A 13464-nucleotide genomic window follows, 5' to 3' on the forward strand; every position below is an offset into this window, starting at 1 on the left:
GAGCGTCCTCGACGCCACAGTTCACTAGACCGTCCAGCCGCCGCCCGTCATGGCCTATCCGTTTCACGACATTGAAACCAAGTGGCAGCAGTACTGGGAGGAGCACCAGACCTTCCGCACGCCCGACGAGGTGCCGGACGACCAGGAGGAGTTCTACGTGCTCGACATGTTTCCGTACCCCAGCGGGTCGGGCCTCCATGTGGGCCACCCGGAGGGCTACACGGCCACCGACATCGTGGCCCGCTACAAGCGCAAGCAGGGGTTCAACGTGCTGCACCCGATGGGGTGGGACGCGTTCGGCCTCCCCGCCGAGCAGTACGCGCTGAAGACGAACACCCATCCGCGCGAGACGACGGAGAAGAACATCGCGCAGTTCAAGCGGCAGCTGAAGCGCCTCGGCTTCTCGTACGACTGGCAGCGGGAGATCAACACCACGGACCCGGACTACTACAAGTGGACCCAGTGGATCTTCCTGCAGCTCTACGAAAAAGGACTCGCCTACCAGTCCGAGGAGCCGGTGTGGTGGTGCGAGGAGCTGGGCACCGTGCTGGCGAACGAGGAGGTCATCGACGGCAAGAGCGAGCGGGGCGGCTATCCCTGCGAGCGGGTGCCGATGCGGCAGTGGGTACTGAAGATCACCGAGTACGCCGATCGGCTGCTGGAGGGGCTGGAGGACCTGGACTGGCCGGAGAGCACGAAGGAGATGCAGCGCAACTGGATCGGCCGGTCGGAGGGGGCGAACGTCTACTTCGACCTTGTGGGCGCGGACGACGCGCTGGAGGTCTACACCACGCGGCCCGACACCCTCTTCGGCGCCACCTACATGGTGCTGGCGCCCGAGCACGAGCTGCTCGACGAGATTACGACCGACGAGCACCGTGAAGACGTAGACGAGTATTGCCGACAGGCCCTCCGGAAGAGCGAACGAAAGCGCCAACAACAGGGCGACAAGACGGGCGTGTTTACCGGCGGCTACGCCGTGAACCCGGTGAACGGGGAGGAAATTCCGATCTGGGTGGCCGACTACGTGCTCGTCTCCTACGGCACCGGGGCCATCATGGCCGTCCCTGCCCATGACGAGCGCGACCACGCGTTCGCCAACAAATACGACCTGCCGATCCGGGAGGTCGTGGAGGGGGGCGACATCGACGAGGAGGCGTACACGGGCGACGGGCCGCACGTCCATTCGGCCAACGAGGCGGTCTCCCTCAACGGGCTCCGCAATGAGGAGGCGAAAGAGGCCATCACCGAGTGGCTCGACGAGGAAGAGAAGGGGGAACGCACCGTCAACTACCAGCTACAGGACTGGCTCTTCAGCCGCCAGCGCTACTGGGGCGAGCCGTTCCCCATCGTCTTCACGGAGGACGGCGAGGACAAGCCGGTGCCGGAGGAGGAGCTGCCGGTCACGCTGCCCGACCTCGATGTCTTTGAGCCGAGCGGCACGCCCGAAGGGCCGCTGGCCACCATCGAGGACTGGCGGGAGACGACCGACCCGGAAACCGGCGAGCCGGCCCAACGCGAGACGAACACGATGCCCCAATGGGCGGGGTCCTGCTGGTACTACCTCCGCTTCATCGACCCGGACAACGACGAGCAGCTCGTCGACCCGGAGAAAGAAGAGTATTGGATGCCCGTCGATCTGTACGTGGGCGGCTCCGAGCACGCCGTGCTGCACCTGCTCTACGCCCGCTTCTGGCACAAGGTGCTCTACGACGCGGGCGTGGTCTCCACGAAGGAGCCGTTCCAGACGCTGGTGCATCAGGGCATGATCCTGGGCGAGACGGAGTACACGGCGTACCGGGACGACGCCGGCGAATTCGTCTCCGCCGAGCAGGTGGACGACGATGCCGACCTCACGCCCGTACCGGTGGACGACGGGGACGTCAAGAAGGACGGGGACGTGTTCGTCCTCGCGGACCGGCCGGCGGTGCGGGTGGACGCCCGCAGCCACAAGATGAGCAAGAGCCGCGGCAACGTCATCAACCCCGACGACGTGGTCGACGAGTACGGGGCCGACACGCTCCGCCTCTACGAAATGTTCATGGGGCCGCTGGAGCAGGACAAGCCCTGGAGCACCGACGACATGGAGGGGGTCCATCGGTTCCTCAACCGCATCTGGCGCCTGGTCGTCGACGCGGACAGTGGCGGGCTTGCGGTGAGCGACGAGGAGCCGGACCGCGAGCAGCTCCGCACGCTGCACCGCACCATCAAGACGGTGACGGAAGACATTGAGGCGCGAGACTTCAACACCGCCATCGCGGCGATGATGGAGTTCGTGAACGCGGCGAACAAGTGGGACGCACTGCCGCGGCAGGTTGCAACGCCGTTCGTCCTGCTGTTGAGTCCGTTCGCGCCGCACCTCGCCGAGGAGCTGTGGGCGCGCCTCGGCCACGACCAGTCGCTGGCCTACGCGGACTGGCCGGCGTACGACGACGAGCTGATCCGGCGGGAGGTCGTGGAGATGCCCGTACAGGTGGACGGCACCGTCCGCGCCACCATCGAGGTGGCGGCCGACGCGGAGGAGGCCGACGTGCTCGCCACCGCGAAGGAGGCCGAGAATGTGGCTCGTCACCTCGACGACGAGGACCTCCAGCGCGAGATCTACGTGCCGGGGCAAATCGTCAACTTCGTGACCGGGTGAGTATTTCGTTGTGCGTATTGCGTATCTGTGTATCGCCCACGCAATACGAAATACGCAATACGGACCTCCAGTCCAGGGCAGTTTTCTCTCCGATTTGCAAGCCTTGAAAATCGCACTTCCCATGCCCACCCTCGACGTCCTCGCCTTCGCCGCCCACCCCGACGACGTAGAGCTCTGCGCGGGGGGGACCGTGTGCCTCCTTGCCCAGCAGGGATACGACGTGGGCATCGTCGACTTCACAAAGGGCCAACTGGGGTCGCGAGGCACCCCCCAGCAGCGGATGGAGGAGGCCGAGCGCGCGTCGGATATCATCGGCCTCAGCGCCCGCGAGAACCTTGGGCTGATGGACGGGGACATTCGCAACACGAAGGCCAATCAGCGACGGGTCATCGAGGCGGTGCGCCGGTACCGGCCCGACATTGTCCTCCTCAATGCCCCCGAGTCGCGCCACCCCGACCACAGCGACGCCGCCGACCTGTCCACTGATGCCCTCTACTACAGTGGGCTCCAGGAGATTGAGACGACGGGCCCCGACGGGACTCCGCAGGCGCCCTGGCGGCCGCACCACGTGCTTCATTACATGCAGGCCGTCTCCTTCGAGCCGACGATGGTCGTGGACGTGACCGACGTATGGGACCAGCGCATCGAGGCGCTGCAGGCCTTCGCGTCGCAGTTCCACAACCCCGACTACGAGCCGGACCCGGACGAGCCGGAGACCTTCGTGTCCAACCCGGAATTCTTCGAATGGGTAAAATCGCGGGCACGCACCTACGGATACACGGTGGGCGCCACCTACGGCGAGCCGTTTAAGTACCGGCACGGCCCCTTCGGCGTCACGGACCTGCCCGGCGTGCTCAGCAAGGAGAAGGAGTTTCGGTGAACTGGATCCCACGTGAATTGCGGGCGGGACGGGCCCAGACCCCGCAACAAACGACCGGTCTACGTTTTTAGCTACAATCAAACCCGCCCAAGGCGGCTGGGAGTTGACACCGCTCCCCGCGACGTAATATATTACCCCACTGCAACTGCGACGAAACGACCTTCCTCCCCCCATGGCGGACACGAGTGACTTTCGAAACGGCATGACGTTCATCTGGAAGGACGATCTCTGGGAGATCGTCGACTTCCTCCACGTCAAGCCGGGCAAGGGCGGGGCATTCGTCCGTACCACCCTCAAGAACGTGAAGGACGGCCACGAGGTGGAGGAGACGTTCCGGGCGGGGGCGAAGGTCGACGAGGTGCGGGTCGAGCGCCGCGAGCACCAGTACCTCTACGAGGACGACTATGGCCTTCACTTCATGGATCAGGAGTCCTACGAGCAATTCTCGATGCCGCCGGAGCAGGTGGAGGGGCGCGAGTTTTTGAAGGAGGGGGGCGACGTCGACATTGTCTTCCGTGCCGACACCGAGGAGCCGCTCCGCACCGAAGTGCCGCAGAAGGTGGACCTTGAGGTCACGGAGACCACGCCCGGCGTGAAGGGCGACACCGCGCAGGGCGGGGACAAGCCCGCGACGTTGGAGAGCGGGGCGACCATCGACGTGCCGCTCTTCATCAACGAGGGGGACGTCGTCCGTCTCAACACCGAGACCGAAGAGTACGAGACCCGCGTATCGGCCGCCTCCACCGTGTAACCCGGGGCGCGCCCGCCGTTCTTTCGCACACACGTATCCAGACGCATGGAGCTCTCGAAGATTCAAGAACTGCTTCGACTTGTCGCCGAGAGCGGGGTGTCGGAGGTTGAGATTGAGGAGGACGACTTCAAGCTCACCATTCGGCAAGACAGCCCGCAGCAGGTTCTCATGCAGCCGGCGACGCAGCCGGCCCAGATGCAGTACGGGCCCCCGCGGCAGCCGCAATACCCGCCGCAGGCCCCGCCTCAGCAGGCGCCCCCCCAACAGGCGCCTCAGCCCCAGCAGCAGCCGTCCCACGCGCCCGCCTCGTCGCCCCCCCCGGCCTCCGGCGGGGCGCAGGCGGCCAACGAGGCGGCCCAGGACGACACCTCCACGGCGCCGGATGCGACCGAGAACGGAACGGCCGAGGCGGAGGAGACGGAAGCCGCCGCGGAGGAGCACGTGGTGAAGGCCCCGATTGTGGGAACCTTCTACCGTGCCCCCTCCCCCGACGACCCGCCCTTCGTGGAGGTGGGCGACGAGGTGCAGGAAGGCGATGTGCTCTGCATCATCGAGGCGATGAAGCTGATGAACGAGATCGAATGCGAAACCTCGGGAACCGTCAAGGAGATCCTGGTCGAAGACGCCGAGCCGGTCGAGTTCGATCAGCCCCTGTTCGTGCTCGACGAAGGGTAAGGCATCGCCGTCTTGTCATGCTGATGGCTCCGGGAAGCCCGGGGCCGTTTTCATGTTGAGCCGCCGACGACCCTCTTTCTTCGACCCTTCGCCGTCGAGCCGGAACGGGCTCTGGGGCCAGTGCCGTGTGCGGACCACGATGCGTGACGAGGTCCAGTGCGCTCATCCACGCCGCAGGGCCCACAGCGCCCGTCCCACAGACCTCCTCCCCCGAGACCGACGACAGGAAAGGAAGCCCCTCCATTCGCAGGACCCAGACCCCACATGAGTGACATCCAAAAAATTCTGATTGCCAACCGCGGCGAAATTGCGCTGCGCGTGATCCGGACCTGCCACGAGATGGGCATCAACACCGTGGCGGTGTACTCGACGATCGACCGCGACGCGTTGCACGTCCGATTCGCCGACGAGGCCGTATGCATCGGGCCGGCGGCGTCCAGTGAGAGCTACCTGCGGCCCGACCGCCTCATTGCCGCCGCGGAGGTCACCGGGGCCGACGCCATTCATCCCGGCTACGGCTTCCTCGCCGAGAACGCCGAGTTCAGCCAGATCTGTGCCGACAACGACATCGAGTTCATCGGGCCTTCCGCCGAGACAATCTCCCTCATGGGCGAGAAGTCGAAGGCAAAGGAGGAGATGCACAAGGCGGGCGTGCCCATCGTGGAGGGGTCCGACGGCACGGTCGGCGACCTTGACACCGCCTACGAGATCGCTTCCGACATCGGATTCCCCGTTATGGTGAAGGCCGTTGCGGGCGGCGGGGGCACCGGCATGCGGCTGGTGCGGGAGGCCGATGGGTTTGAGCGGGCCTTCAACGGGGCCCGCTCCGAGGCCGACGCGGCCTTTGGAAACCCCGAGGTGTACATCGAGAAGTTCGTCGAGAAGCCGCGCCACGTCGAGATTCAGGTCCTGGGCGACGGGCAGGGCAACGTGATGCACTTCGGGGAGCGGGAGTGCTCCATTCAGCGCCGGCACCAGAAGCTGCTTGAGGAGTGCCCCTCGCCGGTCGTCGACGAGGAGCTCCGCGAAGAGATGGGTGCGGCCGCCATTCGGGGGGCGGAGGCCGTCGACTATGAAGGGGCCGGGACGGTCGAGTTTCTGGTGGGGGCCGACCGCAACTTCTACTTCATGGAGATGAACACGCGCATCCAGGTGGAGCACCCGGTGACCGAAGAGGTGACGGACTGCGACCTGGTGGAGTACCAGATCCGGGTGTCGATGGGCGAGACCGTGGACAGTGAGGAGCGCCCCCCCATGGAGGGCCACGCCATCGAGTGCCGCATCAACGCCGAGAATCCCTTCCAGAACTTCAGCCCCGCCCCGGGTGACATCACGGCGTTTCACCAGCCCGGCGGCCATGGCATCCGGATCGATACCGCGGCCTACTCGGGCTACCGCATCCCGCCCACCTACGACTCGATGATCGCCAAGCTCATCGCCTACGGCAAGACCCGCGAGCAGGCGATCCGGAAGATGCGCCGGGCGCTCGCCGAGTTCGTCGTGGAGGGGGTCGACACCACGATTCCCTTCCACCGGCAGCTGATGAACGACGATCGGTTCAAGCAGGGCAACTTTGACACCCGCTTCCTCGATGACTTCGAAATGCACGCCGCCCCGGCGGAGGTCGCGTAGGGCGCAGACCGTGTTCGCGGCCCAAGAGAGTGACACACGCCCGGCGCGCCCGAAACGCAGTCAGGGGAAAACGTGCCCGTCTCCTTGGGGCCGGGCACGCCGACATTCTTCTTTTCGCTGGTTCGCAGGTGCCTCCCCATGTCGTCCTCACCCCATTCCGTTCGATTTAACGACCGCGTGGCCGCGATGCAGCCCTCCGCCACGCTCGCCATGAAGTCGCGCGCCGAGGAGCGACGGCGGCAGGGACACCCGGTCGTGGCCCTCAGTGCCGGGGAACCGGACTTCGAGACGCCCAAACCCATCTCGGATGCGGGCGTGCAGGCCATCCGGAACGGGTTCACGAACTACACCGAGAACCCGGGCACGCTGGAGCTCCGGGAGGCCATCTGCAGCAAGCTCGACCGCGACAATGACCTGTCGTACACGCCGGAGCAGGTCGTGTGCTCGAACGGGGCGAAGCAGTCCCTCGCCCTGGCCATCCACGCCCTCTGTGACGAGGGCGATGAGGTCCTCATTCCGGCGCCGTACTGGGTGAGCTACCCGGAGATGGCGCGTTTCAGTGGGGCCGAGCCGGTACCGGTGCCCACGGACGTAGACAACGGGTACCGCCTGACGCCTGCGGCCCTGGAGAAGGCAATCACCGAGCGGACGCGGCTGCTCATCCTGTGCACCCCGTCCAACCCCACCGGGACCGTGTATTCGCCCGACGAGCTGGCAGCGCTCGCCGACGTGCTACGCGACCACGACGGGATCTACGTCGTGTCCGACGAAATTTACGAATACGTGCTGTACGACGCCGAACACCGTGCCTTCGCGTCGCTTCCGGACATGAAAGAGCGGACCGTCACGGTGAACGGGTTCTCGAAGGGCTTCGCCATGACGGGGTGGCGGCTCGGCTACATGGCCGCGCCGGGGCCGATTGCCGAGGCCGCGGGCAAGATCCAGGGGCAGTTCACCTCGGCGCCCAGCAGCATCACGCAGAAGGCGGGCGTAGCGGCCCTGGAGATGGACAAGGAGCCGGTGGAGGAGATGGTGTCGGCCTTTCGGCGCCGGCGCGATGTGGTCCTGGAGCGCCTCCGCGCCATCGACGGGGTGCAGTGCCCCACCCCCGAGGGAGCCTTCTACGCGTACCCGGACGTGTCGGCCTTCTTCGGGGCCACGGCGCCGGACGGCTCGACGATTGAGGACGGCGGCGACCTGTGCTTCTACTTGCTGGAGGAGCAGGACGTCGCCCTCGTCCCGGGGCCGGCGTTCGGGGAGCCCGACGGGCTTCGCCTGTCCTACGCCTCGTCGATGGAGGACCTCGAAACGGGCCTCGACCGCATTGAGGCCGGGCTCGCGGCGCTTCGCTGACGGGGGCGATGCCGAGCGGCACCGGGGCCCGATCACGATTGTTACTGACGCACGTTTTCGCTCGTGGAACCGAATCAGTCCTCCGGTGACGCCCGGATTGAGGTAAACAGTGATCCCGACTCGGCCTCGGCGGCGGGCGCGCCCCAACCGACGGCCGACCGCTACTGGTTGCACCTCCTACTCTTCGTGCTCACGCTGGCGTCCACGGTGTACGTGGGGGCCTCGTGGTGGGCGAACCGACTGCTCCACTACGAGGCGCACGACCAGACGATCTCCCTTTTCTTCCTGACCCTCAATCAGGCCTGGCTCGTCGACGGGCTGCGCTACGCGATTCCGCTGGTCGGCTTCCTCACGGTGCACGAGTTTGGGCATTACTTCGCGGCGCGGTACCATGACGTGCGCACGTCGCTGCCCTACTACATCCCGTTTCCGTTCAACGGCATCGGCAACTTCGGGGCCGTCATCAGCATTCGGCAGCGCATCCCGAGCACGCGCTCGCTCTTCGACATTGGCGTGGCCGGGCCGCTGGCAGGCTTCGTGGTCGCGCTCGGCGCCCTGATCTACGGCTTTGCCACGCTTCCGCCCCCCGAGTACCTGCTCGACCTGCCGGGCCACGAGGCGCTGAAGGCGCACATCCGCCAGCACGGAACGTTCCCGGACGTGCGCCCCACCTCGGGCAACGGGATGCCGGTCCTGATCGTGGGGTACACGCCGCTCTACTGGGCCCTGTCCCAGGTTTTCGCGAACGTCCCCCCGATGTACGAGATGTACCACTACCCGGTCCTCTTTGCGGGGTGGCTCGGGCTGTTCTTCACGGCGCTCAACCTGCTTCCGGTGGGCCAGCTCGATGGCGGGCACGTGCTGTACGCGCTGCTGGGCGACGCGTGGCACCGCCGCTTCGCGCAGGCCTTCGTCTTCGTGCTGCTGTTCTCGGGGGGCATCGGGTTCATGGATGGAATGCAGCAGTCGCTTCAGGACGTGAGTCCGTGGTTGGGGCGGGCGTCGTGGCTCATCCTCGCGGCGATCTACTACGGCTACCTGTACAAAATCTTCGGGGGGACCGACCGGCGCACCTGGGCCGGACTGGTGGGCCTTTTGTCGGGGGTGGGCGCCGCGATGGCGCTCGGGTGGACGGGCCTCGGGTGGACCGGTTGGCTCGTCTGGAGTCTTCTCATTATCTTCCTCGTCCGGGTGAAGCACCCTCCGGTTCTGCGGCCGCAGCGACTGACGCCCGGCCGGCGGATCCTGGGCTACCTGGCCATCGCCATCTTCATTCTTTGCTTCAGCCTACAGCCCCTGAGTACGGTGTAGCCCCCCCGGCGCTTCGAAGACATAGCCAGTACGAACGGCGCGGGGCGCCTGGGGACACCCGACTCGATCCGGGCTTCTCTGCCATGGTGGACTCGACATTGCCCATTCTGGGCCGTCTGCTGGGGGCCGTGCTGATTGTGGGGGGGCCGGCCTTGTGGGGCGGGTGCGACACGGTGCCGGCCCCGGAGCGCACTCAGCGGGGGCCGTCGGTGGCGGACTTGCAGGTGACTCCGGACAGCGTCCACGGGTCGGATTTGGACGACGAGCAGATCGTGGATTCGCTGGCCCAGGTGGCGGTCGATGTGTCGGCGCGAGTGGCGGACCCGGACGGGACGGTGGAGCGGGTCGTGTTCGTCTTCGAGCCGTCGTCGAACCCACGGCGTACGATCTCGGGGACCCTGTCCGCCGTGGAGCCACCCGTGTACGGGGGGACGCTCCCGCTCTCCGTTCCTCTCGTTGACGAGGTCTACACGGTCCGCGTCTTTGCCGTGGACGACGACAGCCTATCGGGCAACCAGGTGACGGGGCAGTTTCGGTTCGTGCCGACGGATACGTCGGGGGCCGGAGAGGGAGAGAATGCTCTTCGCATGCAGGTACATCGCCGCCCAGACGACTCGTGAACCGCATCCTCGCGTGGCTTATCGTGCTGGGGCTGGCGGCCGCGCCGGCGTGGGGGCAGGGGCAGCCCCGTCTGCAGGCGTTGCGTCCGACGCCGGGCCTGGCGAGCAATACGGTCCAGGAGCTGGCCTCGGCGGGCGACTCGCTCTGGGCAGGGCCCCTGCTCACGGTGTACGCGGAGGAGGAGGCGCGCCTGTTCACGCCGGACGACCCGGTGGTGGCACGTCGGCTGGAGGACGGAAGCAACGTCGTGCTCTCGCTGGCCGCCGAGGGCGGCGTGCAGGCGGCTTCGACCGTGTGGGCCGGGCTCGCGTTCGATGCGGGCGGCAATGCGATCGGGGCGGGCGGGTTTTTGGTGTCGACCGACGGTGGGGCGTCGTTCTCGACGCGGCCGGTCCCGCTGGACGATCCGGCGGACACGACGGTCGCCTACGGTGCGGACACGCTCCCGGCGGTGCCGATCACGCAGGCGGCCGGGAGTCCCCCTCGTGACCTCGCAATCGAGCCGCAGGCCGACACCGTGTGGACCGCCGGCGGGCGAAGCGGCCTTCGGCGCTGGACGGCGCAGGACTCGGCCTGGACGCGGGCCGTGCTGCCGCCCGACACGAGCACCCGCATCGAGCCGACCACGCCGACCGACTTTCTCGTGGCCCCGCCCCTCGACGACGGGCGCGGCTTCCAAAACCACCGGGCCCTGAGCGTGCTGGTGGACGAGACGGGCACGGTGTGGGCCGGCACCGCCGCGGGCCTCAACCGCTCCACCCCCGGGGACGTCGGGCCGTCCGGGGATCGGGCCTGGCGTCTCTTTCGGCCGGACGGCACCCCAAACAGCCTGACGGGCCAGCTCGTGCTCGGGTTGGCCGAGCAGCCGCGCCCTGACGGGCGCAACCCGGTCTGGATCGCGACCCTGCGGGCCGACGGCGGCAGCGTGCTCCAGCGCAGTGGGCTGACGGTGACGCCGGACGGGGGGGAGACCTTCCGGCAGCCCCTCGTCGGGGAGCAGGTGAACGACGTGGCGGCCCGCCGGGCACGCGTCTACGCCGCCACGGAGAACGGGCTCTTCGTGTCGGAAACCCAGGGGCGCACGTGGCGCACCGTCGAAGAGGTGGCGCTCGCCGAGCCGGAGCAGGCGTTTCCGGGGGAGCTGACGGCCCGCGCTGTGGAGGTCACGCCCGCGGCGCTCTGGGTGGGGACGACGGCGGGCCTGCTGCGCCTGGACCGGGCGGACGAGCCGCGTCTGCTTCCCGATGCCCCCGACGCGCCGCGTCCTAAATGGCAGCTGTTCCGAACCGAGGTGCCCGTCAATCCCGACGAGCCGACCGAGCAGGTCCCCGACGTCGAGACGTACGCCTACCCGAACCCATTCGTCCCGTCCCGCGACGATGCGGTGCGGATCGTCTACGACGTTCCGGAGCCGCAGACGGTGAAGGTGTCCATCTACGACTTCGGGATGAACCGGGTGCGCACGCTCGAAGAGCAAGAGCCTGCGGGCCAGCAGGAAATCGTCTGGGACGGGACCGACGCCTCGGGCCTCCGTCTGCCCACCGGCACGTACCTATATACGGTGGAGGTGGGGGGCACAACGGTGCGGGGCAAGATCCTGCTGTCAAATTGAGGGTTCCGCCCGGCGCCGCCGATTTTCACTCACGTGCTCGTTCGTCCATGCGCAGCTGGAGTCTCACATCACTGATTCGTCGTCTGGGACGACAAGGGGGCCTGAGCATGCTGCTTGGGATCGGGCTCATGGTCGGGATGTCGGTCCCGGCAAGCGGTCAGGACGTGGGGACGGGCGCGTTCTCGCGACTGGGGTTTGGGGCCCGGGGCATGGCGCTGGGCAACGCGCTGGTGGCCGACCCGTCCGCGGACGTGAGCCCGCACTACAATCCCGCCCTGCTCCCGTCCGCTTCTGGCCAGCGAGTCTCGGCGTCCGCCGCGCTGTTGTCGTTCGACCGGGAGCTGCAGTTCCTCGAATTTACGGCGCCCCTCGGCCCGACCGCCGGGATTGGACTGAGCCTCACCCACGCCGGCGTCAACGACATCGACGGCCGCAACGCCGACGGCGTGCGCACCGAAACGCTGTCAACCGACGAGTTTGCGCTCTCGCTTGCGTTCGGCAACCGCTTCGCGGACTGGCTGGCGGTGGGCACAACCCTCACGCTCTACCAGTCCGACCTGCTGCCCGAGGTGGACCCCGTCCGGGGCTTTGGCGTCGACCTGGGCGTGCGGGTGCAGCCCACCGGGCGACTGTCCCTGGCCGCCACTGTCAAGGATCTGCTGGCCAAATACGAGTGGGACGCCGCCCCGGCAGGCGGGGGCAGCCACACGGACCGATTTCCGGTGCGGGTACAGGTGGGCGGGAGCTATTCACTTCTCGACGAGCGCCTTCAATTTTTGGCGGAGATGGAGTCCCGATACACCACGCGGGACCGACGCGACCCACAGACGCTCGTAACGTCGGGCGGCCCGCGGGCACAGACGCGCACCGAGTCGTTCCTCCTGCACGACCTGCGGGCCCGGGTCGGGGTCGCCTACCGTCCCCTCAAGGTTCTTCGGCTCCGGGCCGGGGTCGACCGCCTTGGGGTGGACGACACGAGCGGCCTCCGCCCCAGCGCCGGGTTTGGCGTGCGGCAGTCCATCGGGGACCTCGACCTCCGTGTCAGCTACGCGGCCACGCTTGAGCCCTACGTCCGCACTGTCATGAACACCGGCACCGTAGAGCTCTTCCTGTGAGGGCCAACGGCAAGCACCGGTCGGCGGCGCCACTCACCCGAGTCGGGACAGGAGCCCCGACAGGGCGTCGAGGCCGACCCCCGACACGCCCGTCCGAACGCGGAGGGTGCACCACAGGTCGAGCAGCATCATCTGGGCGGCGTGGATGGGGACGGCAATCCAGAAGGAGCGGCAGCGCCAGACGAGGGCGCCCAGCGCGATGCCGCCCACCACGGAGAGCAGCGCCTCCGGCCACGGCTTCGCGACGTGGAGGGCGGCGAAGGGAAGCGCCTGCACAAAAATGGCCGACAGGCCGAAGGTCGGCGCGGTGCCGAAGAGCACGAACCCGCGCCACAGGTACTCCCACCCGACCCAGTAGAAGAGAAACAGGGCCTCGTAGATGAAGAACACGGTCCAGTCTCGGGTTGCCGGCTGGTAGTGCGGGTACTGCTCCTGGAACGCCGCGCCGTCGGAGAGCACCCACGTTCCCACCGTCACGACCGGCAGGTAGAGGGCAGCGACGATGCTCGCAAAGCGCCATTCGCCCCGGCCCAGGCCGATCTCGTCCAGGGTGGACGCAAAGAATGCCCGGAGGGCCACCGCCGGCACCACGAAGCCGAGCAGGCCCTGCATCCCGAACCACCAGCCCCAGGTCGCTAGTCCCTGCCAGCTTCGAGGAACGAATCCAGCAAGGTGGGTGCGGAAGAGCCCGCGGTCTCCCAGAATGACCTGGAGGACGACGAGCACCGCCGCGGCCGTGAGGACGAACGTCGTTTGCCCGTCGAGGGACGCGGCGGCCCGGCGGAGGCGACGCCACTCGGTCCGGAGGCGGGCGGCCAGTGCGTGCAGCATGGGGGGCAGGAAGTTGAGCAGCGAACGCGGTGCCGAGAAGAC

At 67.5% G+C, this 13464-nt stretch carries 11 protein-coding genes; 10 read left to right on the forward strand and 1 reads right to left on the reverse strand.

Annotated features, from left to right (window positions below; translation table 11 throughout):
* Positions 1–49 precede the first annotated feature (49 nt).
* The 10 genes from leuS (at position 50) to SRU_RS04975 (ending at position 12591) form a co-directional block, all read left to right on the forward strand.
* A complete protein-coding gene (gene leuS, locus SRU_RS04930) occupies positions 50–2641 on the forward strand; it encodes a leucine--tRNA ligase (protein WP_011403694.1) in 2592 nt (863 codons plus the stop codon).
* Between the two features lie 121 nt (positions 2642–2762).
* Positions 2763–3521, forward strand: a complete 759-nt coding sequence (bshB1, locus tag SRU_RS04935; protein WP_011403695.1) for a bacillithiol biosynthesis deacetylase BshB1 — start codon at positions 2763–2765, stop codon at positions 3519–3521.
* Positions 3522–3693: 172 nt separating this feature from the next.
* A complete protein-coding gene (gene efp / locus SRU_RS04940) occupies positions 3694–4272 on the forward strand; it encodes an elongation factor P (RefSeq protein WP_011403696.1) in 579 nt (192 codons plus the stop codon).
* A gap of 45 nt (positions 4273–4317) precedes the next feature.
* Complete coding sequence (gene accB, locus SRU_RS04945) at positions 4318–4947, forward strand: acetyl-CoA carboxylase biotin carboxyl carrier protein (RefSeq protein ID WP_011403697.1); 630 nt, start codon at positions 4318–4320, stop codon at positions 4945–4947.
* Positions 4948–5211: 264 nt separating this feature from the next.
* Entirely contained in the window at positions 5212–6579 is a 1368-nt protein-coding gene (accC, locus tag SRU_RS04950; protein WP_164923542.1) for an acetyl-CoA carboxylase biotin carboxylase subunit, read from the forward strand.
* Between the two features lie 138 nt (positions 6580–6717).
* The gene (locus SRU_RS04955) at positions 6718–7932 is read left to right on the forward strand and encodes a pyridoxal phosphate-dependent aminotransferase (protein ID WP_011403699.1); all 1215 of its coding nucleotides are present in this window, start codon (positions 6718–6720) and stop codon (positions 7930–7932) included.
* Between the two features lie 63 nt (positions 7933–7995).
* Positions 7996–9243: a site-2 protease family protein gene (locus SRU_RS04960; protein ID WP_011403700.1), complete on the forward strand. Its 1248-nt coding sequence runs from the start codon at positions 7996–7998 to the stop codon at positions 9241–9243.
* Between the two features lie 83 nt (positions 9244–9326).
* Positions 9327–9863 (forward strand): hypothetical protein, encoded by a 537-nt coding sequence (locus SRU_RS04965; RefSeq protein WP_164923543.1) that lies wholly within the window; start codon positions 9327–9329, stop codon positions 9861–9863.
* A complete protein-coding gene (locus SRU_RS04970; RefSeq protein ID WP_164923544.1) occupies positions 9860–11476 on the forward strand; it encodes a FlgD immunoglobulin-like domain containing protein in 1617 nt (538 codons plus the stop codon). Before SRU_RS04965 ends, SRU_RS04970 begins: the two co-directional genes overlap by 4 nt.
* Positions 11477–11523: 47 nt before the next feature.
* Positions 11524–12591, forward strand: coding sequence for a PorV/PorQ family protein (locus tag SRU_RS04975; RefSeq protein ID WP_237701970.1), 1068 nt, complete (start codon positions 11524–11526; stop codon positions 12589–12591).
* A gap of 33 nt (positions 12592–12624) precedes the next feature.
* On the opposite strand, the gene SRU_RS04980 is transcribed toward SRU_RS04975, so the two are convergent.
* A complete protein-coding gene (locus SRU_RS04980; RefSeq protein ID WP_011403704.1) occupies positions 12625–13422 on the reverse strand; it encodes a CPBP family intramembrane glutamic endopeptidase in 798 nt (265 codons plus the stop codon).
* Positions 13423–13464: the final 42 nt, after the last annotated feature.

The organism is Salinibacter ruber DSM 13855 (assembly GCF_000013045.1).
Taxonomy (GTDB): Bacteria; Bacteroidota; Rhodothermia; order Rhodothermales; family Salinibacteraceae; genus Salinibacter; species Salinibacter ruber.